General features: G+C 68.7%; 20 protein-coding genes. 10 read left to right on the forward strand and 10 right to left on the reverse strand.

The annotated features are described in order from the left end of the window. Positions 1-1,038 (reverse strand): NAD(P)/FAD-dependent oxidoreductase (locus HOQ08_RS09810; protein ID WP_291193838.1); only part of this gene is annotated, 1,038 nt, incomplete at its 3' end. Positions 1,039-1,191: 153 nt separating this feature from the next. Between HOQ08_RS09810 and HOQ08_RS09815 the strand changes: the two genes are divergently transcribed. The 7 genes from HOQ08_RS09815 to HOQ08_RS09845 all read left to right on the forward strand — a co-directional run bounded on the left by HOQ08_RS09815 (position 1,192) and on the right by HOQ08_RS09845 (position 7,205). Then, a complete protein-coding gene (locus tag HOQ08_RS09815; RefSeq protein WP_291193841.1) occupies positions 1,192-2,589 on the forward strand; it encodes an amidase in 1,398 nt (465 codons plus the stop codon). 12 nt (positions 2,590-2,601) lie between these two features. Beyond that, positions 2,602-3,249, forward strand: coding sequence for an alpha-ketoglutarate-dependent dioxygenase AlkB (locus HOQ08_RS09820; RefSeq protein WP_291193844.1), 648 nt, complete (start codon positions 2,602-2,604; stop codon positions 3,247-3,249). Between the two features lie 75 nt (positions 3,250-3,324). Then, positions 3,325-4,425 (forward strand): glycine cleavage system aminomethyltransferase GcvT, encoded by a 1,101-nt coding sequence (gcvT, locus tag HOQ08_RS09825; protein ID WP_291193847.1) that lies wholly within the window; start codon positions 3,325-3,327, stop codon positions 4,423-4,425. 85 nt (positions 4,426-4,510) lie between these two features. Next, positions 4,511-4,906 carry a glycine cleavage system protein GcvH gene (gcvH, locus tag HOQ08_RS09830; protein WP_291193850.1) on the forward strand — a complete coding sequence of 132 codons (396 nt, stop codon included), beginning with the start codon at positions 4,511-4,513 and terminating at the stop codon, positions 4,904-4,906. A 126-nt stretch (positions 4,907-5,032) separates the two neighbouring features. Further along, positions 5,033-5,344: a hypothetical protein gene (locus tag HOQ08_RS09835; protein ID WP_291193853.1), complete on the forward strand. Its 312-nt coding sequence runs from the start codon at positions 5,033-5,035 to the stop codon at positions 5,342-5,344. Positions 5,345-5,398: 54 nt separating this feature from the next. Continuing rightward, positions 5,399-5,932 carry a met regulon transcriptional regulator MetJ gene (gene metJ / locus HOQ08_RS09840; RefSeq protein WP_291193856.1) on the forward strand — a complete coding sequence of 178 codons (534 nt, stop codon included), beginning with the start codon at positions 5,399-5,401 and terminating at the stop codon, positions 5,930-5,932. A 328-nt stretch (positions 5,933-6,260) separates the two neighbouring features. Further along, positions 6,261-7,205, forward strand: coding sequence for an energy transducer TonB (locus HOQ08_RS09845; RefSeq protein WP_291193859.1), 945 nt, complete (start codon positions 6,261-6,263; stop codon positions 7,203-7,205). A gap of 63 nt (positions 7,206-7,268) precedes the next feature. Here the strand turns inward: HOQ08_RS09845 and HOQ08_RS09850 are convergent, their stop codons facing one another. Then, a complete protein-coding gene (locus HOQ08_RS09850; protein ID WP_291193862.1) occupies positions 7,269-8,558 on the reverse strand; it encodes a serine hydrolase domain-containing protein in 1,290 nt (429 codons plus the stop codon). Between the two features lie 218 nt (positions 8,559-8,776). Between HOQ08_RS09850 and HOQ08_RS09855 the strand changes: the two genes are divergently transcribed. Next, entirely contained in the window at positions 8,777-10,045 is a 1,269-nt protein-coding gene (locus HOQ08_RS09855; protein ID WP_291193865.1) for an MFS transporter, read from the forward strand. 37 nt (positions 10,046-10,082) lie between these two features. On the opposite strand, the gene HOQ08_RS09860 is transcribed toward HOQ08_RS09855, so the two are convergent. The 3 genes from HOQ08_RS09860 to mtgA all read right to left on the reverse strand — a co-directional run bounded on the left by HOQ08_RS09860 (position 10,083) and on the right by mtgA (position 12,278). Then, positions 10,083-10,511 carry a CBS domain-containing protein gene (locus HOQ08_RS09860; protein WP_291193867.1) on the reverse strand — a complete coding sequence of 143 codons (429 nt, stop codon included), beginning with the start codon at positions 10,509-10,511 and terminating at the stop codon, positions 10,083-10,085. Positions 10,512-10,601: 90 nt separating this feature from the next. Continuing rightward, positions 10,602-11,534: a glycosyltransferase family 2 protein gene (locus HOQ08_RS09865; RefSeq protein ID WP_291193870.1), complete on the reverse strand. Its 933-nt coding sequence runs from the start codon at positions 11,532-11,534 to the stop codon at positions 10,602-10,604. A gap of 3 nt (positions 11,535-11,537) precedes the next feature. Beyond that, the gene (gene mtgA, locus HOQ08_RS09870) at positions 11,538-12,278 is read right to left on the reverse strand and encodes a monofunctional biosynthetic peptidoglycan transglycosylase (RefSeq protein ID WP_291193873.1); all 741 of its coding nucleotides are present in this window, start codon (positions 12,276-12,278) and stop codon (positions 11,538-11,540) included. A 118-nt stretch (positions 12,279-12,396) separates the two neighbouring features. Here mtgA and HOQ08_RS09875 point away from each other — a divergent pair, with 118 nt between their 5' ends. Continuing rightward, positions 12,397-13,296: an Hsp33 family molecular chaperone HslO gene (locus tag HOQ08_RS09875; RefSeq protein ID WP_291193876.1), complete on the forward strand. Its 900-nt coding sequence runs from the start codon at positions 12,397-12,399 to the stop codon at positions 13,294-13,296. Positions 13,297-13,446: 150 nt separating this feature from the next. On the opposite strand, the gene HOQ08_RS09880 is transcribed toward HOQ08_RS09875, so the two are convergent. After that, positions 13,447-16,338, reverse strand: coding sequence for an EAL domain-containing protein (locus tag HOQ08_RS09880; RefSeq protein WP_291193879.1), 2,892 nt, complete (start codon positions 16,336-16,338; stop codon positions 13,447-13,449). Positions 16,339-16,597: 259 nt separating this feature from the next. On the opposite strand from HOQ08_RS09880, the gene HOQ08_RS09885 reads away from it, so the two are divergent. After that, the gene (locus HOQ08_RS09885; RefSeq protein ID WP_291193882.1) at positions 16,598-17,497 is read left to right on the forward strand and encodes a hypothetical protein; all 900 of its coding nucleotides are present in this window, start codon (positions 16,598-16,600) and stop codon (positions 17,495-17,497) included. Positions 17,498-17,582: 85 nt separating this feature from the next. On the opposite strand, the gene HOQ08_RS09890 is transcribed toward HOQ08_RS09885, so the two are convergent. The 4 genes from HOQ08_RS09890 to HOQ08_RS09905 form a co-directional block, all read right to left on the reverse strand. After that, on the reverse strand, positions 17,583-18,491 hold the full coding sequence (locus HOQ08_RS09890) for a DUF4097 family beta strand repeat-containing protein (RefSeq protein ID WP_291193885.1): 909 nt from the start codon (positions 18,489-18,491) through the stop codon (positions 17,583-17,585). Between the two features lie 18 nt (positions 18,492-18,509). Next, a complete protein-coding gene (locus tag HOQ08_RS09895; RefSeq protein WP_291193888.1) occupies positions 18,510-18,935 on the reverse strand; it encodes a hypothetical protein in 426 nt (141 codons plus the stop codon). Beyond that, positions 18,932-19,486, reverse strand: coding sequence for a sigma-70 family RNA polymerase sigma factor (locus tag HOQ08_RS09900; RefSeq protein ID WP_291193891.1), 555 nt, complete (start codon positions 19,484-19,486; stop codon positions 18,932-18,934). The genes HOQ08_RS09895 and HOQ08_RS09900 overlap by 4 nt, the downstream gene beginning before the upstream one ends. A gap of 265 nt (positions 19,487-19,751) precedes the next feature. Beyond that, positions 19,752-21,530, reverse strand: coding sequence for a phosphoenolpyruvate carboxykinase (GTP) (locus HOQ08_RS09905; RefSeq protein ID WP_291193894.1), 1,779 nt, complete (start codon positions 21,528-21,530; stop codon positions 19,752-19,754). Positions 21,531-21,627: the final 97 nt, after the last annotated feature.

Below are 21,627 nucleotides of genomic sequence, written 5' to 3' on the forward strand. Positions count from 1 at the left end.
CAGGTGCTCGGCGGCGAGCATGCCGCTGCGGATCGCCTGATGGGTGCCCTTGATCTTGGGTACGTTGAGCAGGCCGGCGGTGTCGCCGATCAAGATCGCGCCGGGCATCTCGACCTTGGGCAGCGACTGCCAGCCGCCGGTGACGATGGCGCGCGCGCCTGCGGAGAGGATGGTGCCGCCCTCGAGCAGCGGCTTGACGTGCGGGTGGTTCTTCCATTGCTGGAAGGCTTCCCACGGCTTGTAGTCGGGGTCGCGGTAATCCAGGCCGCTGACGTAGCCCAGCGCGATGCGGTCGCCGTCCAGGTGGTAGAGGAAGCTGCCGCCGTAGGTCCGGTTGTCGGCCGGCCAGCCGAAGCTATGCACGATCTTGCCGGGGGTGACGCGGCCGGCCGGCACGTGCCAGAGCTCCTTGATGCCGATCGAATAGCCCTGCGGGTCCGCGTCCTTCGCCAGGTCGAAGCGCTTGATCAGCTGCTTGGTCAGGCTGCCGCGCGCGCCCTCGGCGAGCACGGTCACTTTGGCCCTGATGTCGATGCCCTGGGTGTAGCCCGATTTGTGCGTGCCGTCCTTCGCCACGCCCATGTCGCCGATGCGCACGCCGGCGACCGAGCCGTCCTCGTCATAGATGTTGTCGGCGGCGGCAAAGCCGGGGAACACGTCCACGCCCAGCGCTTCGGCCTGGGGGCTGAGCCATGCGCACATGGCGCCCAGCGAGACGATGAAGTTGCCGTGGTTCTTCATGCCCGGCGGCACCGGCAGCTTGCGGCCGCCGGTCTTGCTGAGCAGCCAGAACTCGTCCTCGCCGGCCGGCACGCAGATCGGCGGCGGGTTGTCGCGCCAGCCGGGCAGCAGGGCATCGAGCGGGCCCGGCTCGATCACCGCGCCGGAAAGGATCTGTGCGCCGACGGTGGAGGCCTTCTCGATCACGCAGACGCTGGTGTCGGGCTTGAGCTGCTTCAGGCGGATCGCAAACGACAGCCCCGCGGGACCGGCGCCGACCACGACCACGTCGTATTCCATCGTCTCGCGTTCGCTCATGGCGGACTCCCGTGCTGCATGCATACAGAAGGAAAGGGCGGCATTGTCGGGTTTCGCGCGTCCCGCGGCAAACCGGGCTCTTCACCCGCGACCGCTTGCAATCGCTTTGCGGCCCGTGGCGATAATCCGGCAATGCAATGCAAAGGATGAGGCATGAATTCGACCGCGTCGATCGCCGACATTGACCTGCGCCGCGCCAGCGTGTGCCAGTTGCTGCACTGGCTGGCGGTGGGCCGCGTGCAGCCGCAGGCGCTGGCCGATGGCTACCAGGGTGCGATCGAGCGGATCAATCCCGGGCTCAATGCCTATGTCGACCTGCGCCCGGGGCTGCTGCAGGAGCAGGCGCGCACTGCCACCCACCGCCGCCGCGACGGCGTGCTCGGGCGGCTGGACGGCATTCCGATCGCATTGAAGGACAACTTCGACATGGCCGGCTGGCCCACCCGCGCCGGCCTGCCGGGACGCGAGCAGCCGGTGCAGGACGATGCCCACGTGGTCTCGCGCCTGCGCGCCTCCGGCGCGGTGCTGGTGGGCAAGACGAACATGGACGAGGCCGCGCTAGGCGCGGCCACCGACAACCCGCATTACGGTCCCACGCACAATCCCTACAAGCATGGCTACAGCGCAGGCGGTTCCTCCGGCGGCGCGGCCGCGGCGGTAGCCGCGGGGCTTGCGGCGGCGGCGGTGGGGTCGGACAGCCTGGGCTCGATCCGCATTCCCGCCAGCTATTGCGGCGTGTACGCGCTCAAGCCCACGCACGGCGAAATTTCCACGCGCGGCCTGCTGCCGGCGGCGCGCCGGCTCGACGCGGTGGGCCTGCTCGCGCGCAGCGCCAACGACCTCACCGTACTGCTGCAGGTGCTGGCTGGCTACGACGCCGACGATGCGCGCTCGCGCCGCCGGCGTGTCGCCTTCTCGCCGCCGGACTGGGAGCCGGGCCACCTGCGCGCCGGCCTGCTGCCGGACCTGGCGGCGGTGGGCGTGGAGGCGGAGGTGATCGAGGTGTTCGAGGCGGCGCTGGCCAAGCTGCCGCGCGAGCTGGGCGAACGGCGCACGGTGGATTTCGCCGACTGGAATTTCGCCCGCTCGCGCCGCGCGGGCCTGCTGCTTATGGAGGCGGAGATGCTGGGCACCTTTGCCGCCGACCTGGCCGACGCTGCGCGACCGGTATCCCCGCGCCTGCGCGGAATGCTCGGCTATGCCGCCGGCAAGAGCGCCGCGGAGTACGCCGCGGCCGACCGCGTGCTGGACGCCGCAACGCTCAAGATGCGCCGCCTGTTCGCGCAGATCGACGAGCTGGAGTTGCCCACCACGCCACAGGGTGCCTTCCCGCTGGACGGGCCGGCGCCCGACTCGGCGGCGGACCTGACCAGCTTCGCCAGCCTGGCCGGCTGCCCGGCGGTGAGCATGCCGATGGGCGCGCTGCGCGATGGCCGGCCGATCGGCCTGCAGTTCGTCGGCGCACGCGGCTCGGACCTGCGCCTGCTGGAGCTGGCGGCGGTGTGCGCGTCGTCGCTGGATGCGGATCCGGCCTATCCGGCGATCGCCTGACGCAAAAGCGTGATGGCGAGCCCGTCCCATCCGCAAAGTGGAGGCCTGTTCGCTCCGGCGGAGGGTTGGCAACCGCTCGACTTGCCCAACGCGGAACTCGCCTACTGGCCGGCATGGCTGGCGCCGGCCGAGGCGGACGCATTGTTGGAGGTCCTGCGCGCAACGATCCCGTGGGAGACCCACGTGATCCGGGTCTACGGCCGCGATGTTCCGTCGCCCCGGCTCAGCTGCTGGATCGGCGACCCGGGCGCGAGCTATGCGTATTCGCGCACGCGCTTCGAGCCGCGCCCCTGGCCGCGAGCGCTGGCGGTATTGCGCGCACGCATCGAGCAGGCCTGCGGTGCGGGCTTCAACAGCGTGCTGGCCAATCTCTACCGCGACGGCCGCGATGCGATGGGCTGGCACAGCGACGACGAGCCGGAACTGGGTCCGGCGCCGGTGATCGCCTCGCTCAGCCTGGGTGCCGAGCGGCGCTTCGTGTTCCGCCGCAAGCCGGCGCGCGGTGCGACCGCGGAGCGCGCCGCGCTGGAGCTGCGCCTGCCGCACGGCAGCCTGCTGCGCATGGCCGGCGCCTCCCAGCGGCTCTACCAGCACGCTCTGCCGCGCATGGCGCGGGTGCGGGCGCCGCGCATCAACCTCACCTTCCGATGCATCCCGTAGGAATGGAGGAGGCGCTCGCTTGGCTTGCATCCTGGCGCCGGCGATAATCGCGGCTTTCCCCAAGGCGCCCGTGCGATGACCGAGAAGACCGTACTCAACGACACCCATCGCGCATCGGGCGCACGCATGGTCGATTTCGGCGGCTGGGACATGCCGATCAACTACGGCTCGCAGATCGAGGAGCACCACGCTGTTCGCCGCGACGCGGGCATGTTCGACGTCTCCCACATGACCGTGGTCGACCTGCACGGGCCGCGCACGCGCGAGTTCCTCCGCCACCTGCTGGCCAACAACGTCGACAAGCTCAAGGTGGGCGGCAAGGCCTTGTACTCGTGCATGTTGAACGAGCAGGGCGGGGTGATCGACGACCTGATCGTGTACTTCTTCGACGAGGCGCATTTCCGCCTCGTGGTGAACGCCGCCACGCGCGCCAAGGACCTGGCCTGGATCGAGCAGCAAGCCAAGGCCTATGGCGTGGAGGTGAAGGAGCGTCCCGACTTCGCCATGGTCGCAGTGCAGGGGCCGAACGCGCGCGCCAGGGTCATTGGCCTGCTGCACGAGGTCGACCGTCCGCGCATCGAGAAGCTCGGCCGCTTTGCCGCGGCCGCCGCGCAGGGGCCGCACGGCATGCCGCTGTTCATCGCCCGCACCGGCTACACCGGCGAGGACGGCTTCGAGATCATCGTACCGAGTGAGCACGCGGTCGCCCTGTGGCAGGCGCTTGCCGCGGCCGGCGTGAAGCCGGCCGGCCTGGGTGCGCGCGACACGCTGCGCCTGGAAGCAGGCATGAACCTCTACGGCCAGGACATGGACGAGAGCGTCTCGCCGTGGGAGGCAAACCTTGGCTGGACCATCGCGCTGGACGAGGGCCGCGACTTCATCGGCCGCAAGGCGCTCGAGGCGCAGAAGGCCGCCGGCGTGCCGCGCGTGATGGTCGGCCTGGTGCTGGACGAGAAGGGCGTGCTGCGCCACGGCCAGAAGGTGCTCACCGCCAACGGCGAGGGCGAGGTCCTCTCCGGCAGCTTCGCCCCCACGCTGGACAAGGCGGTGGCCTTCGCGCGCATTCCCGCCGGCGAGCCTGGCGACGTGCGGGTGGACATCCGCGGCCGCGAGGTGCCGGTGCGCGTGGTGAAGTACCCCTTCGTGCGCGACGGCAAGCCCTGCGAAGGCATCTGAGGGGCGCGCGCTCCTTCTATATGAGCTTTCACCGGAGCGGCTAGAATCGCCGCTCCTTTCCTCGAACGAACGACTGGACCCGACCATGAGCGAGATTCCCGGCGATCTGAAGTTCCTCAAATCCCACGAGTGGGCCCGTGTCGAAGACAACGGCCTGGTCCGCGTGGGCATCTCCGACCATGCGCAGGGCCAGCTCGGCGACCTGGTGTACGTCGAGCTGCCGGAGATCGGCGCCAGCGTGCAGGCCGGCACCGGCGTGGCGGTGGTCGAGTCGGTCAAGGCCGCTTCGGACATCTATTCACCGGTGTCCGGCGAAGTCGTCGAGGTCAACGAATTGCTCAACGACAAGCCCGAGACCATCAACGAGGATGCCTTCGGCGAGGGCTGGATTTTCGCCGTGCGCATCAGCGATCGCGCCGAGCTGGATGGCCTGCTCGACGCCGACGCCTACGCCGAGCAGATCGAGAACGAGGACCACTGAGAGTGCCTTCATCGTGCGTCGCCCCAGGGCGGCGCACGAGCCGGTCCGCCGGCCAACGTGGCGCGTCGTTCCCCTCGATCGCCGCCGAAAAGGGGAGGGGGAGCAGGGCGGTCGACGATCCGGCCGTTGCCATCCGAGAACCCGCTGGTCGACTTCCATTCATTCGAACGCGGGGCCCTGCGCGGCACCTCGTACAGCAAAGCGCTTGCGCTTTTCATGCGTGCGGGTGTCATTCGGAGTGACCGGATCAATACGGCGCAAAACCTTGCGCAGCAAGGCTTTGCGGCATCGACTGGATTATGGCGGATATTTTTAAATGGACGCCTATACGTCCAATTGAAAATGTGCCGGTTGGTTCGCGACACCTTGCCGGACGGCGCTTTGCAGGGTGGTCGGAGGGGTTTGGGCCGGGTGCATTTTCCGGTCGAAATCAATTGACAGGTGAAATCTTCAGGAATAGCTTTCGCCTCAGATTGAGGGGAACAGGTACATATGGTTGCATCGAAATTCATCACGCCTTATGTCGGTCACGGCGAAAAGGCAGGCGCGGTGCGCAAGATCACCGTGTCGATTCCGTTGCATGTCCTGCGTCTGCTATCCGACGAGCGCACCCGCCGTCAGGTCAACAATCTTCGGCACGCCACCAACAGCGATCTGCTGGTGGAGGCGTTCCTGCACGCTTTTACTGGGCAACCACTGCCAACTGATGAGGAGCTGAGACGAACCATGGCCACTGCCAAGAAAACCGCTGCAAAGAAACCGGCCGCCAAGAAGGCCGCCAAGAAGACCGCTGTGAAGAAGGCCGCCGCGAAGAAGCCGGTTGCCAAGAAGCCGGCCGCCAAGAAGGCCGCCGCCAAGAAGCCGGCCGCCAAGAAGGCTGCCGCCAAGAAGCCGGCCGCCGCCAAGAAGGCTGCCGTCAAGAAGGTTGCCGTGAAGAAGGTTGCCGCCAAGAAGGCGGCCCCGAAGAAGGCTGCACCGGCCAAGGTGGTCAAGGCCACCACGGCCGCCAAGGTCACCAAGAAGTAAGCCCAAGAAAACCAACTAGCGGTATCGACTTTCTCTCCCTGCGGTGCCCAGCGCAGGGAGGGTACTTCGAAGAGCGATTCGTCCCGGCCCAGTCCGGGACGCTTCGTTTTTGGGGAACGGAAAAAAACCTGCCTCCGCCCGGATCTCGCCGATTTGCCGCAAGGCCGCATTGGGGGTAAGTTGTGCGCACTCGCGCCGCGCTCGTCCAGGGGGACGGCCGCTCCTACAGGGGGAAAAGCGCGGGTATCTCATGCCAATCGGTGAACGTCCCATGGATACCCGTTCCAGTTCTAAGCGCGCGCATGCGCGCGGGGCCGTCCGGCCCACCATGCTGGCTGTCGTCGCCATCATCGTCCTGCTTGCCATCGCAAGCTGGTTCCTGATCATCCAGCCGCACCAGGAGCTGGTGATGCAGGATGCCGGTGGCCATCCGTCCACCCCGGTCTCCACCGACAAGGTCACGGTGCCGCCGCCGGCCAACGTGGAGGCGATGGACGTGAACCAGCTGCTGGCCGAAGCGCGCAAGGCGATGAACGACCATCGCGTGCTCGGGCCGGCCGGCAATAACGCGTTCGAGTTCTACCTCAAGGCGCTGGAGAAGCAGCCCGGCAACCCGGTGGCGACCGATGCGCTGCGCGAGACCTTCCCGTTCGCCGCCAGCGGTGCCGAGCAGGCGATCAATGGCCGCGACTTCGGCGAAGCCCAGCGCGAGATCGATCTGCTGGCCAAGGCCGATCCGGCCAACTACACATTGACCATCCTGCGCTCCAAGCTCGACGCCCAGCGCAAGCTGATGGACAAGGAGCAGCAGCAGGCGCTCGAGCAGCAGCGGCAGCAGCAGCTGGCCGCCGACAAGGCCGCGGCGGACAAGGCGGCGGCCGAGAAGCTCGCGTCGGAGCAGAAGACCCAGCAGCCGGCCGAACAGAAGCCCGCGCAGGCGACGGCCGCGCAACAGCAGGTTGCTGCCGCCGAGACGAAGCCGGCTGCCGAGGCGGTGGCCAGTTCCGAACCGGTGCTGATCCGGGCGGTGCAGCCGCGCTATCCCACCCAGGCACGCCGCGCGAACCAGGAAGGCTGGGTGATCGTGAGCTACAACATCGATACCGACGGCAACGTCAATGGCGTCAAGGTGCTGGACGCGCAGCCGCGCCATATGTTCGATCGCGAGGCGGTCGACGCGGTGGAGCGCTGGAAGTTCAAGCCGGCTACGCGCAACGGCGTGCCGGTGGAGGCCAACCGCCAGCAGCGCATCGTGTTCAAGCTCAACCAGTAGGCGGACGGATGCAAAAAGGCGGCGCTCCAGGCGCCGCCTTTTTTTTATGGCGAGCGGGAGCAGTCAACGACGCCGGCGATGCCGGCCCGCATGATTCCTGCGTGGTTTCGCCGGCGCGCCCGCGGCCGGCGCTGCCTTGCCGATGCCTGCCCAGTCCACCGGCGGCAGGCCCAGCAGGCTGTCGAACACCATCGGCATCAATCCCGAGGGCGTGGGCACGCCGGTGTTCCACAGCGTCACCACGCCAGCGTGGTACTTGGGGAAGAAGCCGATCATCGTGCGGTAACCCTCCACCGCGCCGGCGTGGTAGATCAGCGTTTCGCCGCCATAGGTGAACACGCGCCAGCCCAGAGCGTAGTACGCGGCCGAAAGGCGGCCGCTGCGCCAGGGCGAGGAATGCAGTTCCACCGGAGTGGGCACGCCGGGCGTATGCAGCGCGCTCAGTGCCGCCGGCGAAAGCACGTCGGGGCGGCCGCCCATCTGTGCGATCAGCCACTGTTCCATGTCGCGCAGGCTGGCGTTGACGCCGGCGGCCGGCGCCACGCGGTAATAGTTTTCCTTAGGCTCGAACGGCACCCAGCCGCGCCGCGTGCGCCGGTGCGGGCGTGCCCAGCTCCTGCTCGACTCGAGCCCGGCGCGGCCGTAGCTGGCGGTGGTCATGCCCAGCGGCAGGAAGATGCGCTGGTCGACCAGCTTGTAGAAGAAGCTGCCGGTCATGGCGTAGACCACGTCGCCGATCAGGCTGAAGGCGACGTTCTGGTAGCCGTAGCACTTGCCCACGCCGCAGGCCATGTCGACCTCGTCGAGCTTGCGCACGAGTTCCTCGTAGGGAACATCGTCCTCGAGCATGCCGTCGTAGGTGTTGCGCGGCAGGCCCAGCCGCTGGCCGAGGATGTCGGCGACGGTGGCCCGTTCGGTGTCGGGCACGTTCTTGAGCTTGAAGAACGGCAGCACGTTGGCCAGCCGCGTATCCCAGGCGAGCTTGCCGTCCTGCACCAGCACCGCGGTGAGTCCGGTGGCAAAAGCCTTGGACAGCGAGGCGAGGCGGAACACCGTGTCGGGCTTGACCGGCTCCTTGTCCGCCGCGTCGGCGTAGCCGATGGTGCCCTCGAACACCACCTTGTCGTCGACGACCACGGCAGTGGCAAGGCCGGCGACGGCGTCGCGCTGGTCGAGCGTGTTGAGCCACCGGCGGTAGGCTTCCAGTGTGGCCTTGACCCGTTCCGGCGGCAGCGACTGCGCCGCCGCGTCCACCGGAGCGGGAGCATTCGCGGCCGGAGCGCGGGCCAGTACGGGAGCGGTAGCGGCACCGAGCAGGCCGGCGATCAGCAGGGGAAGCGTACGAAGCTGCATGCCTGGAAGTTCGGCGCGATTGCCGTGCTGAAGGAAAGAGGGTTCGAGCGAGAAGGGCGCGACGCTCCGATTGTGGTGCAGCCGCGCCTTGTCCACAACGCAACGGCCGCTGGCGGCGAACGGTCCGCTGCCTGGCGGCATCGATAGCGCACAGGCGCGACGATGCCGCCCGCATCGCCCATGCTAGGCTTTGCGCCCCATCCGAGGCTGGACTCCCCGTGAGCCTGCGCCACAACGCCCGCGCCGACGAGCGCGCCGGGCTGACCCTCGCCACGCTGGCCTTCTTTTTCGTGATGGCCGGCTACTACATGATCCGGCCGGTGCGGGACCAGTTGGGCGGCGCCGTCGGTTCGCAATCGCTGCCGCTCTTCTATGCGGTGACCTTCGGCGTGATGATGTTGCTGACCCCGGTGTTCGGCTGGCTGGTCGCGCGCTTTTCCCGCCGCAGGCTGCTGGCATGGAGCTACAGCTTCTTCATCGTCTGCCTGCTCGCCTTCGTGCCGGCCTTCCTCGCGCAGGAGCGGATCGGCGCGCGCGTCCTGGGCCTGGTGTTCTACGTCTGGGTCAGCGTATTCAACCTGTTCGTGGTGTCGCTGTTCTGGAGCTTCATGGCGGACATCTTCGAAAGCCGCCAGGCGCGCAGGGTGTTTCCGCTGATCGCGCTGGGCGGCATGGGTGGGGCGCTGTTCGGGCCCTTGCTGACCCGGTACCTGGTTTACGCGCTGGGCGTGGCGCCGCTGTTGGCGGTGTCGGCTGCGGCACTGGGGCTGGCGCTGGCGTTGCTGCTGCGCCTGTCCGCGCGCGACGAGCAGATAGGCGACGGGCGCGTGGCGCAGGCCATCGGCGGTTCGCTCTGGGCCGGCATGCGCGAATTGTGGTCGCGGCCGTTCCTTCGCTACATGGCGGCGCTGATGCTGCTGGGCGACGGCATCGGCACGCTGGCCTATGCGCTGATGGCTGATTACGCCAAGGCGCACTACGCCGACCGAGTGGCCCGCACGGCCTTCTACAACGACCTGGACCTGGCAACCAACCTGCTCGGCGCCTTGCTCCAGCTGACCCTGACCCGCTGGGTGCTGGTGCGCTTGGGCGCCGGCTGGGGCCTGGTGCTGCCGGCGCTGGTCAATATCGGCCTGCTGGTGCTGGTCGCGGCGTTCGGCACCGGCGACCTGCGCATCTGGAGCGTCGCCGTGCCGGTGCTTGCATTGATGCTGGTGACCACGCGCGGCTTTGCCTACGGCATGACCAAGCCGGCGGTCGACGCGCTGTACACCCGCGTGCCGCGCGAGACCCGCTACAAGGGCAAGAACTTCGTCGAGACCGCCGTGTGGCGGTTCGGCGACGTGCTGGTGACCAGTGGTGTGAGCCTGCTCGCCTGGCTCGGCGTGGGCGTGGGCGGCCTGGGCCTGATCGGCGCGGGCGTGGCCACGGCGTCGGCCTGGGTGGCGCGGCGTGCGGGGCGGGCGCCGGATCTGGCGAAGGACTGAGCCTTCGAGACCTCTCCGCAAAGTCGACAGCACCCCCTCAACTGGTGATGTAGCGCTGCAGCTGCTCGATCTGCTCGGCCTGTGTGTCGATCACCGCCTTGACCAGGTCGCCGATCGAGATCACCCCGACCACCCGCGCGCCCTCGACCACCGGCAGGTGGCGCACGCGGCGGTCGGTGCACAGGCGCATGCAGTCGAACACGTCGGTATCCGGCGAGACGGTGAGCGGTTCCCCGCTCATGATCTCGGCCACCGAGGTCTGTGCGGACGACCGGCCCTGCAGGATCACCTTGCGCGCGTAGTCGCGCTCGGACACGATCCCGGTCAGCCGTTCGCCCTTCATCACCACCAGCGCCCCCACGCGGCGCTCGGCCATCTGCCGGACCGCATCCAGCACGGGCGCCTCGGGCGCGATGGCGTATACGGCGTTGCCCTTGCCTTCCAGCAGATGCTTTACCTGACGCATGCCTTGGCTCCTCACCGGCCGCGGCGGGCCGCGTGCGGCCAGTCTAGTGCCGCCGCGTCGGCAGGGTGTCAAAGGCCGGTAAGCGAGAAATCAGCGCCGGTCCAGCCGTTCCTCTTCCACGAAGTACAGCGGCCGCTGCTTGCTCTCGGCGTAGCTGCGTCCCAGGTATTCGCCGATCACCCCCAGCGCGAGCAGCTGCACGCCGCCGAGAAACAGGATCACCAGCATCAGGGTCGGATAGCCGCGCACCGGATCGCCCCAGATGAGCGCCTTGGTGAGCACCCACACGCCGTAGACGAAGGCCAGCATCGACGAGCCCAGGCCGACCCAGGTGGCCAGGCGCAGCGGCGCAGTGGAGAAGGACGTGATGCCTTCGATCGCCAGCTGGGTCAGCCGCCAGTAGCTCCATTTGGTGCGGCCGTCCCGTCGTGGTTCGCGCTCGTAATGCACGGCGGTCTGGCGGTAGCCGATCCAGGCGAACAGACCCTTCATGAAGCGCTGGCGTTCGCGCAGGCGCGCCAGGGCGTCCAGCGCGCGACGGGAGAGCAGGCGGAAGTCGCCGGTGTCGCGCGGCAGCGGGGTGTCCGAGAGCCGCTCCATGGCGCGGTAGAAGCCGGCGGCGGTGAAACGCTTGAAGCGCGTCTCGCCGGCGCGCGCGCTGCGCGTGGCGTAGACCACGTCGTGGCCGGCGCGCCATTGCGCGACCAGTTCGGGGATGAGTTCGGGCGGGTCCTGCAGGTCGGCGTCGATCACTACGGCGGCGCCCTCGCCGACGTGGTCCAGCCCGGCGGTGAGCGCGGCTTCCTTGCCGAAGTTGCGCGAGAGCTTCAACGCCTGCACGCGTCCATCGCGCGCCAGCAACCGTTCGATCGCCGCCCAGCTGCCGTCGGTGCTGCCGTCGTCGACGTAGAGCACGGCGCTGTCCAGCGCCAGCGCGTCCAGCACGGCGGCAAGGCGATGGTGGAACGCGTCGAGCACGGCCGCCTCGTTGTAGGCCGGGACGACGATGGTCAGTTCGGGCATGGGTCAGTGTCCTCGCCGCGCGCGTGCGGGTTGGGTGGCGTCCAGGTAGCCGGGGCCACCGAGCTGCGCCATCTGCCGCTCGATCCACAGCGTACGGCGCTGCACGTAGGCGCTGGGCCGGTCGGCATGCAGGCGGCGCGGGCTGGGCAGCACGGCGGCGAGAAGCGCTGCCTGCGCGGGGCCGAGCCGCGCGGGCGGCAGCCGGAAATACGCTTCGCTCGCCGCGCCCACGCCGTAGATGCCGTCGCCAAGCTCGGCGACGTTCATGTACACCTCCAGGATGCGCCGCTTGGGCCAGGTCAGTTCGATCAGCACGGTGAAGTACGCCTCCAGTCCCTTGCGCACGAAGCTGCGGCCGTTCCACAGGAACAGGTTCTTGGCGGTCTGCTGGCTGATCGTGCTGGCGCCGCGCAGCCGGCGACCCTCGTCGGCCTGGTCCAGTGCATTCTGGATGGAGTCCAGATCGAAGCCATGGTGGAACGGAAACTTCTGGTCCTCACCGGCGACCATCGCCAGCGGCACGTAGGGCGACACCTGCGACCAGGGCACCCAGTGCTGGCGCAGCCGGAATCCCTGCTCTGCACGCACCCAGGCGCCTACGCGCCGCTCCATCATCACCGCCGAAGTCCACGGCGGCACGAAACGCAACACCAGCACCGCCAGCCAGGACAGCGCCAGCCACGACACCAGCAGGATCGCGATGGCGCGCAGCAGGCGCCGCAGGGCGGTACGCAGCGGTGGCATCGTCGGACGGCGGCCTCGGGCGGGAGCCGCCGAAGTATAAGCGGCAAGGGCGCGCCCCATTGTCCCGCGGCCGCCATGCCCCCATGTTGGTCCCTTCCCCTGCGCAGAGGTGTCTTTCGTGGAAACCGTGCTTGTCGAGGACGTGCTGCATCGTTTCGTGCTGGAACGCGCCGGCGTGCGCGGCGTGCTGGTGCGGCTGGGTGCGAGCTGGCGCGAGGTCGCCGGCCGCGCGGACTATCCGCCGCCGCTGCGCGAACTGCTCGGCCAGAGCCTGGTGGCCAGTGCGTTGCTGACCGGCAACATCAAGCTGGAAGGCGCGTTGTCGATCGAGCTCAAGAGCAGCGGTGCATTGCGCCTGCTGTTTGCCGAATGCAGCGACCAGGGCCGTCTGCGCGGCCTGGCGCGCTGGGCCGATCCGCTGCCGGCCCCGCTGGACCTGTCCACGCTGCCCGATGCGGTCATGGCGATCACCATCGGCCACGCCGAGCGCGGCCAGCGCTACCAGGGTCTGGTCGAACTGGGCCAGCCCGACCTGGCCGGCGCGCTGGAAAACTACTTTCGCCTGTCCGAGCAGTTGCCGGCGCGCCTGCTGCTGGCCGCCGATGGCGAACACGCGGTCGGCCTGATGTTGCAGAAGCTTCCCGGCGAGGGCGGCCACGGCGCGGTGGAGGACGAGGACGCCTGGAACCGTGTGCTGCATCTGACCGGCACGCTGGGCCACCAGGAGATGCTGGCCACCACGCCCGAGCAGCTGCTGTACCGGCTGTACCACGAGGAAACCGTGCGGCTGTTCGAGCCACGGCCGCTGGCCTTTGGCTGCAGCTGCTCGCGCGAGCGCGTCGAATCGATGCTGCGCTCGCTCGGCCGCGACGAGGTGGAGGCGGCGCTGGCCGCGCGTGACGGCGAGATCGAGGTGATCTGCGAATTCTGCGCGCAGCGCTACACCTTCGACCGCATCGATGCGGAGCACGTGCTGAGCGGTGGGGTGAGCGCGGACACGTCCACGACGTCGCAGTAACCGCCCGGCATCCTCTTCCTTCGGGCGAGGATCGAGACAGGAGGCGGATGCCCGCCAGAAGACGACACGTCGAGCGCGTTTTGCGCTGGACACCGAGGCCAGCCATGGGCCCTCGACCTGACCTCTCCCGGTGGGAAGAGGGACCCAAAGCTACGCCACGGCGGGCGTCGGGTCGGCCGGCAGCCATGCGCTGATCGGCATGGGGCGGGCGAACAGGAAACCCTGGCCATAGCGGCAGCCGACGCGTATCAGCGCCTGGCGCTGGTATTCGTCCTCGATGCCTTCGGCGATGACCAGCATGTGCAGCGAATCGGCAAGTACCTGGATCGCGCGCACCACCGCCACGCCCTGGCTTTCGCCCTCGCGCGGCAGCTCGGTGATGAAGGAGCGGTCGATCTTCAGCGTCTCGAACGGGTACTGGTGCAGATAGCTGAGCGAGGAATAGCCGGTGCCGAAATCGTCCAGCGCGACCTTCACGCCACGGCTGCGCATGTTCTCCAGGATGCGCTTGACCTGCGCCGGGTTGTCCAGCAGCGCGCGCTCGGTGACCTCGATGCGCACCTGCCGCGGCGGCAGGCCGTGCTCGGCCAGCAGCGCGAGCAGGCGCGCATCCAGGTCGGGTACGCGGAAGTGGCGGCCGGACACGTTGATGCTGACGAAGCCGTCCTTGCCCAGCAGCCGCGGCGCCTGCGCGCAGACCTGTTCGAAGATCTGCCAGTCGATGCTTTCGGCGCAGCCGGCCTCCTCGGCGATCACCAGGAACTCGCCCGGAGCGAGCAGGCCACGGTCGGGATGGTGCCAGCGCAGCAGCGCCTCGTAGCCGACCACGCGGCCATCCTCCAGCGCCACGATGGGCTGGTAGAACGGTACGAATTCGTTGCGCGCCAGGCCGCGCCGCAGGTCGCTTTCCAGTTCCAGCAAGGACAGCGCCTCGCGGCGCAGGCGGTCGTCGAACACGGCGGCGCGATGGCGGCCTTCGTCCTTGGCGCGGTACATCGCGGCATCGGCGTCGCGCAGCAGCTCCTCGGGTTTCTGGTAATGCGGGCCGGGCAGGGCGACGCCGATGGAGGCGGAAGTGAAGATCTCCTTGGCGCCCAGCCGGAAGGGGGTCTGCAGCTCGCCGATGACGCGCTCGGCGATGGCCACCGCGGTGGCCGGGTTACCGACGCCCTCCAGCAATACGGCGAACTCGTCGCCGCCCAGGCGGGCGACCACGTCGCGGGTTTTCAGGCAGGCGCGGATGCGCCCGCCGACCTGGAACAGGAGGTCGTCGCCAATGAGGTGGCCGACCGAGTCGTTGATCACCTTGAAGCGGTCCAGGTCGATGAACAGCACGGCAAAGCCGCCTTCGGGCTCGGCGCGGTAGCGCTCCAGCGCCTGCTCCATGCGTTGCAGCAGCAGGGTGCGGTTGGGCAGGCCGGTCAGCGAATCGTGCAGGGTCTCGTACTTGAGGCGGCGCTCGACGCGCTCGCGCTCGGCGATCTGCTCGCGCAGGTCGCGGTTGGCCAGGGCCAGCGCGCGCGTGCGCTCGGTGACGCGGCGCTCGAGCCCGGCGTAGGCCTGCTTGAGCGATTCGGAAGTGTGCTTGCGCTGCAGCGCGTTGGCGATGTGGTAGCTGACGAAGGTGAGCAATTCCTGGTCGCGCTCGTTGTAGGCGTGCTCGGGCGTGTAGCTCTGCACCGCCAGCACGCCCATCACCTTCTCGCCCCAGACCAGCGGCACGCCCAGCCAGCACAGCGAATGCGCGCCCTGGCGCTGGATCTCGCCCAGCGCGGTAAGCCGCTCCAGCTCGCCCGAGTCGGCCAGCAGCGGCTTGCCGTGGCGCAGCACGTACTCGGTGGCGCCGCGGCCGTGCGTGCGCGGCGCGGGCACGTTGTCGATTTCGTCGATCGAGTAGGGGAAGGTCAGCTGGCCGCTCTCTTCGTCAAGCAGCGCAATGTAGAAGTTGCGCGCATAGAGCAGGCCGCCGATGACCCGGTGCATCGCCGCGTAGAAGGTGTCCAGGCCCTCGGAGGTGCTGGCCAGTTCGGCGATGCGGAACAACGCCGCCTGCAGCCGCTCGCCGCGCTGGCGCTGCAGCACCTGCTGGCGCAGCACGCGGTTGGCCTCGCGCAGCGCGGCGGTGCGATCGGCGACACGGCGTTCGAGCTCGGCCTGCGCCTGGCGTTTCTCCAGCGCGGCCTGTACGTGCTGTGCCACGTAGCTGAGCAACTCGCAGTCCTGCGTCGTGTACTGGGTGCCGGCGCGGTAGCTCTGGATCACGATGCCGCCGACCACCTTGCCCTCGCGCAGCAGCGGCACGCCGAGCCAGTACTCGCAGTCGGGGCCGATCGGGACGATGCGGTTGGGTAGGGAGCGGCTGAGCTCCTCGATCGAGCCCATCATGACCTTGCCGCCCCTGAGCAGGTTCCAGGTCAGGCCGTGCTCCAGCTCGGCCAGCGGGGTACTGCGCTCGGGCGAGGGCGGGTCGCGGTCGGCGGCATCGGCGTAGTAGGGGAAACGCACGCTGTCGGTGGCCTCGTCGTAGAGCACGACGAAGAAGTTCTCCGCATACATAAGGCTGCCGACGATGGCGTGCAGCGAGCGCATCATTTCGCCCATGTTGCGTTCGGTGCCTGCCTGTTCGGCGATCGCGAAGAGCGCACGCTGCAGACGCTCGGCCAGCGCCAGGCGGGAGATCGCCTCGTACAGCCGCGCCGTTTCGGCCTGCTGGCGCAACCGGGTGGCGGCCAGGCGGCCGAACCAGGCCAGCCGCTCGCGCAGCGGCTGGGACAGCGGTACGTCCGGTTCCAGCACCAGCACGCGCAGTCCCTGCGGATCCTCGGCCAGCTCCATCCGCCCGGCGGAGGCCGGCGCCTCGTCTCCGCCCAGCAGGCGCCAGCCCAGGCAGGCGCGGACATGCCAATCCGAAAGCAGGGTTTCGCACACGGCAGCCACGCTGGCGGCGTCCGCTGCCCCGAACAACCGCTCCACGGCCCGATGCAGCGCTTCCCGGTCGGCCGGGAACGGCAGGGGCTCGCGGGATGGTAGGGCCGGATTCATGCGGTTCGGTAGGTTACGTGGCGAGGCCGTGGCTGACTATATCGTGCGCCGAGCCCCTGGCGGCGTCAGATTTGACTGGTTTTTCATTAGGGCGGAAACCCACTTTCACGTCATGGTCCATGGGGGTGGGATATGTGCCTCGGTTCACCGTTTCGGCCGCCCCCGTGCCTGCCACGGGTGTTAGGTAAACGTAAAGCGGGCTATACTCCCCATAAATTGGAATCCACCAGCCAGTCACCTGACGATCTGACCAACGACCATGCGCCGCCTGTTGCCCCTGCTGACATTGCTGATGCCGTTCGCCGCGGCAGGGCAGTCGCTGGGCGGCGATACGCATGCGCTGGCGCAGCAGCTGCTGCGCCAGGCGCCTGACCAGGTCGCCGATCTCGGCCAGGGCGTGGCGGTGCCGCTGTGGCGCGGCAGTGACGGTCACATGTTGATGCTCAAGGCCGACGCCCGGCCGTCCGCCTCGGTCCAGCCCGGCGATGCGCCGCTTTCCTTCCAGGCGGTCGATGCCGGCAGCGTGATGTCCAGCACCTTGCAGTACGGGCTGGATCCGAACCTGCAGTTCCACGCCGGCGTGAGCGAGCACAACTGGGTTTCCCATGGCCCACGAGTGGTCGGCAGCGAGGTCGGCGCCACCTACAATCTCGGCCGCTACAGCGTGGGCCTGAGCGTGGGCGCGGACTCGACCCCGGATCAGCGCCTGCCGCGCGTGTTGCCGGGCGGCACGCCCGGCGTCAACGGGTTGCCGGACTTCGACAGCAGCACCCAGCTCAATGCACGCGGCCGCGTCGCGGTCGGTGGACAGAGCGGTATCGACCTTGGCGCCAGCGTCGGCCGCATCCGCCTGTTGCCAGGCAACGTGCTGGGCATCAACACGCTGGACCAGAAGGCACTGAGCTTCGGCGTGGACCACGGCCCGCTCAGCGGCGCGCTGATCGGCCGCACCATGCAGCCGGCGCTGCCCGGCGGCTTCTACGGCGACAAGCGCTGGAGCAGCATCGACCTGGGCGTGACCCTGCGCCTGCCCTGGCAGGGCGAGTTGAGCATCGGCGCGCAGAACCTCTGGTCGTCCGGCTCCTCCGTGCCGACGCCGGCGGGCCCCGAACCCGACCAATCGCGCACGCCGTACGTGCAGTACCACCAGGACCTGTAGGCTTCCTCCCCGAACAGAAAAAGGCCGTCGCGTGCGACGGCCTTTTCGTTCGCGCGGACCCGAGGCACGGGACCTCCGGCTCTGGTCAATCGCCTTTCTTGCGGATGCGCAGGTCGCCGCTGAAGGTTTCCACGTGGATGCGGCCGCGGCTGCCGGCGACATCGGCGTTGAGTTCGCTGCCGGGACCGTGTTCGTGCTCGCTGACCTTGCCGAAATCGCTGCGCAGGTCGCCGCTGAAGCTGCTGGCGTGGATCGCCGCGGACAGGTCCGGCGGCACCTGCATCTGCACGTTGCCGCTCATGCTGTCGATGTCGATGCTGCCGTGATCGGCCACGCCGCCGTTGACCTGCACGTCGCCGGAAACCGTGCTCAGGTTGAACTTGTGCCACGGTCCGCCGGCAGCCTGGATGCGCCCGGAAACGGTTTGCAGGTCGGCGCTGATGCCCAGTGCGGGCGCGAGGATGTCGCCGCTGACCGTCTGCAGGTCCGCGCGTTCGGCATGGCCCGACTGCTGCACCGTGCCGCTCACGCTGTCGACCGTGAGCACCGGCGTGCGCGCGTCGACACGCACCCGGCCGCTGACCGAATTGATCGAGATCTCGCCGCCGTCCATTCCGTCGATGCCCAGCGGTGCGCTGACCACGCTGACGTCCAGCCGGGCGCCCTTGGGCACGTGCAGGTCGAGGGTGGTTGGGCCCATCGCATTGTCGCCGTTCCAGTTGAACCAGCCGTGCGAACCGCCCTGCGGCTGCACCTTGATCTGCAGGTCGCCGTTGTCGCCTTCGATGGCAAGCGGTGCGGCGCCGTTGCCGAGCGTCCCGTTGACCTGGACTTCGTTGCGGTCCCACGCGGTGATGGTGACCTGGCCTTTGACGTTGCTCACGCTGACGCGCGCATCCGGCGAGGCGGCGTGGCGCAGGTTGATCGGCGTGTCGGCCAGCGCCTGGCCGATGCACAGGACGAGCAGCAGAGGAAGGTAGCGTGCGTTTTTCATGGTGACTCCTGACGATCTTTAGCCGGCCTGCCGATCGAGCTGGCGCAGCCGCGATTGTTGTTGCCGGGTGCGCGACAAGAGCCGTTGCAGCGCGGGCGAATGCGGGGCCTGCTCGATCGCCTGCCTCAACTCCAGGTTGGCCGCGTCGAGCACGATCGCGGCGCCGGCCAGGCGCGGATCGCCCGGCTTCCATGGCATCGGCGCAGCGGCCGCGATGGCGGCCTGCGGATGGGTGGCCAACCGGTCCTGGCGCAGCGAAAGCCCCACCGCGAGCAGGCTCAGGCCGGCGAAACTGGCAGCCAGCAGCCAGCCCGGGCGCGCGCTGGCGCGGACCGTGGCGGCGACCGGCTCCAGGGCGGCGTCGATGCGCGACCAAAGATCGTGGTGCGGTGCGACCGGCGCGCGCAGTTCGCGCAGCTGGCGACGCCATTCGAATTCGTTCATGAGCGTTCTCCGGGTTCCAGCATCCGGCGCAGCAGCGCGCGTGCGCGGTGCAACTGCGCCTTGGACGTACCGACGGCCATGTCCAGTTCGCTGGCGATCTCCTCGTGGCGCCAGCCTTCCACGTCGTGCAAAACGAGCACCGCGCGCGCCCGTGGCGGCAGCCTGGCGATGGTGCGTTCCAGCTCCTCGCGCTCGGCGGCGCAGAAAGGCACCTCGCCCGGATCGGGCAGGTCCTCGTCGCTGACGAAGCCGACCGGCTGGGCGCTGCGTGCGCGGATGTCCATCAGTGCCACGTTCACCGCCAGCCGGTACAGCCAGGTGCCGAAGGCGCTTTCGTGGCGGAATTCGCCGAGCTTCTGCCAGGCGCGCACGAAGGCGTCCTGGGTGAGATCCTCGGCGCGGGCGTGGTCGTAGCCGGCCAAGCGGTACACCGCGCCGTAGACGCGATCGACGTGCTGGCGATACAGCCGCTGGAACGCCTGGCGGTCGCCGCGGGCCGCGGCGTGCACGTCATCGGCGTCTGCGGACCACGCAACGGGCGGTGGCGGCATCGGGTTTCCGGTGGCGAGGCAGGCGGTGTCCATCTTGCCAGTTTGGATGCAGGCCGGAGGCGAAGCGTTTAATGGATGCGCGGGTCTTTCGACTCAGGCGTCGAGTCGTAGCCCGCAGGCGAAAGTCGAAACATCCGCATCACGCTCGGGTCCCTCTCCCTCAGGGAGAAGGCGCCGGCAGGCGGGCAAGGGTTCGGGCGTAGCGAATCGCTTGGTGGCACCGGACCCGAGCCCCTCTCCGGGAAGGGGAGGGGCTCGGGCGCGCTCAGGCCGTGGCGGCGCGGGGGCTCTGATCCGCGGCGGCCAGCGCGCCGGCGACGCGTTGCTGCTCCTGGCGCAGACGCCTGGGCATGCGCGCGCCGAAGCTGTCCAGGTACTCGCCGATGGCATTGAGTTCGGCCTGCCAGCCGGCGGTGTCGATGCCCAGCAGTTCGCTCGTGGCCTCGCGCGGAAGGTCGAGGCCATCGAGCTTGAGCTCGCCCTCGGCCGGCACGATGCCGATCGGGGTTTCCACCCCGTGTGCCTTGCCGTCCACGCGGTTGATCATCCATTCCAGCACGCGCAGGTTGTCGCCGAAGCCCGGCCACAGGAACTTGCCGTCCTTGCCCTTGCGGAACCAGTTGACGTGGAAGATCTTCGGCAGCTTCGTGCCCGGCTGGTCGAACGACAGCCAGTGCGCGAAATAGTCGCCGTAGTGGTAGCCGCAGAAGGGCTTCATCGCCATCGAGTCGCGGCGCAGCACGCCGACCGCGCCGGTGGCGGCGGCGGTGGTTTCCGAACCCATCGCCGCGCCCATCAGCACGCCGTGCGCCCAGTCGCGCGCTTCCATCACCAGCGGCAGTAGCGAGGGGCGGCGGCCGCCGAAGACGATCGCGCTGATCGGCACGCCCTGCGCGTCCTCGGCCTTCTCCGACCAGGTCGGGCACTGCTTCGCGCTCACGGTGAAGCGCGAGTTGGGGTGCGCCGCCGGGCCGTTGGCCGGATCGTAGGGACGCCCTTGCCAGTCGGTGACCGGCGTTCCGGGCAGGCCTTCCCACCAGGGCTGGTTGTCGGCGGTGACCGCGACGTTGGTGAAGATGGTGTCGCGCGAGATGGACTTCAGCGCATTGGAGTTGGTCGCCGTGCTGGTGCCCGGCGCCACGCCGAAGAAGCCGGCCTCCGGGTTGATCGCGTACAGGCGGCCATCCGGACCCGGGCGCATCCAGCAGATGTCGTCGCCCACGGTCCACACCTTCCAGCCGTCCTTGCGGTAGCCCTCCGGCGGGATCAGCATGGCGAGGTTGGTCTTGCCGCAGGCGGAAGGGAAGGCGGCCGCGACGTAGTGCGTCTGTCCCTTCGGGTTCTCGATGCCCACGATCAGCATGTGCTCGGCCAGCCAGCCCTCGTCGCGGGCCTGGTTGGAGGCGATGCGCAGCGCGTGGCACTTCTTGCCCAGCAGCGCGTTGCCGCCGTAGCCGGAGCCGTAGGACTTGATCGTGCGCTCTTCGGGGAAGTGCATGATGAAGCGGCGCTCGGGGTCGAGCTCGCCCGTCGAGTGCAGGCCCTTGACAAACGAACCCTCGCGCTCGATGCGCTCCTGCGCGGCCTTGCCCATGCGCGTCATGATGCGCATGTTGGCCACCACGTACGGGCTGTCCGTGATCTCCACGCCACAACGCGAGAGCGGCGAATCGATCGGGCCCATGCAGTACGGGATCACGTACATGGTGCGGCCTTCCATGCAGCCGTCGAACAGCGCGTCGATCTTGGCGTGCGCCTCGGCCGGATCCATCCAGTGGTTGTTCGGGCCGGCGTCCTCGCGGTCCTTGTGGCAGACGAAGGTCAGGTGTTCCACGCGCGCCACGTCGGACGGGTTGGAGCGGTGCAGGTAGCAGCCCGGATGGGTTTGCTGGTTGAGCTCGATCAGGGTGCCGTCGGCGAGCATCTCCTTGACCAGTTGCTGGTACTCGGTGTCCGAGCCGTCGCACCAATGGATCTGCGCCGGCCGCGTGCGCGCCGCCACTTCATTCACCCAGCGCCCAAGCGCTTCCAGCTTGCTGGCCATGATGTCCTCTTCAAGGTCTTAGGGAAAAAAGGTTCCGGAACGCTAGTTTGCGTGCACTGGTATTGCAAGGTTGAGTGCAGCAAAAGGCGCACGCAGG

This window comes from Frateuria sp., from assembly GCF_013362045.1.
Taxonomy (GTDB): Bacteria; Pseudomonadota; Gammaproteobacteria; order Xanthomonadales; family Rhodanobacteraceae; genus Frateuria_A.

Excerpts from the sequence above, each read along its gene's own strand:
- HOQ08_RS09900 (WP_291193891.1), bottom strand. The coding sequence starts at position 19,486 with ATGCCGCCACCGCCCGTTGCGTGGTCCGCAGACGCCGATGACGTGCAC.
- HOQ08_RS09850 (WP_291193862.1), bottom strand. The coding sequence starts at position 8,558 with ATGCAGCTTCGTACGCTTCCCCTGCTGATCGCCGGCCTGCTCGGTGCC.
- HOQ08_RS09845 (WP_291193859.1), top strand. The coding sequence starts at position 6,261 with ATGCTGGCTGTCGTCGCCATCATCGTCCTGCTTGCCATCGCAAGCTGG.
- gcvH (WP_291193850.1), top strand. The coding sequence starts at position 4,511 with ATGAGCGAGATTCCCGGCGATCTGAAGTTCCTCAAATCCCACGAGTGG.
- HOQ08_RS09890 (WP_291193885.1), bottom strand. The coding sequence starts at position 18,491 with ATGAAAAACGCACGCTACCTTCCTCTGCTGCTCGTCCTGTGCATCGGC.
- gcvT (WP_291193847.1), top strand. The coding sequence starts at position 3,325 with ATGACCGAGAAGACCGTACTCAACGACACCCATCGCGCATCGGGCGCA.
- HOQ08_RS09905 (WP_291193894.1), bottom strand. The coding sequence starts at position 21,530 with ATGGCCAGCAAGCTGGAAGCGCTTGGGCGCTGGGTGAATGAAGTGGCG.
- HOQ08_RS09880 (WP_291193879.1), bottom strand. The coding sequence starts at position 16,338 with ATGAATCCGGCCCTACCATCCCGCGAGCCCCTGCCGTTCCCGGCCGAC.
- HOQ08_RS09820 (WP_291193844.1), top strand. The coding sequence starts at position 2,602 with ATGGCGAGCCCGTCCCATCCGCAAAGTGGAGGCCTGTTCGCTCCGGCG.
- HOQ08_RS09865 (WP_291193870.1), bottom strand. The coding sequence starts at position 11,534 with ATGCCCGAACTGACCATCGTCGTCCCGGCCTACAACGAGGCGGCCGTG.
- HOQ08_RS09885 (WP_291193882.1), top strand. The coding sequence starts at position 16,598 with ATGCGCCGCCTGTTGCCCCTGCTGACATTGCTGATGCCGTTCGCCGCG.
- HOQ08_RS09895 (WP_291193888.1), bottom strand. The coding sequence starts at position 18,935 with ATGAACGAATTCGAATGGCGTCGCCAGCTGCGCGAACTGCGCGCGCCG.
- HOQ08_RS09815 (WP_291193841.1), top strand. The coding sequence starts at position 1,192 with ATGAATTCGACCGCGTCGATCGCCGACATTGACCTGCGCCGCGCCAGC.
- mtgA (WP_291193873.1), bottom strand. The coding sequence starts at position 12,278 with ATGCCACCGCTGCGTACCGCCCTGCGGCGCCTGCTGCGCGCCATCGCG.
- HOQ08_RS09860 (WP_291193867.1), bottom strand. The coding sequence starts at position 10,511 with ATGCGTCAGGTAAAGCATCTGCTGGAAGGCAAGGGCAACGCCGTATAC.
- metJ (WP_291193856.1), top strand. The coding sequence starts at position 5,399 with ATGGTTGCATCGAAATTCATCACGCCTTATGTCGGTCACGGCGAAAAG.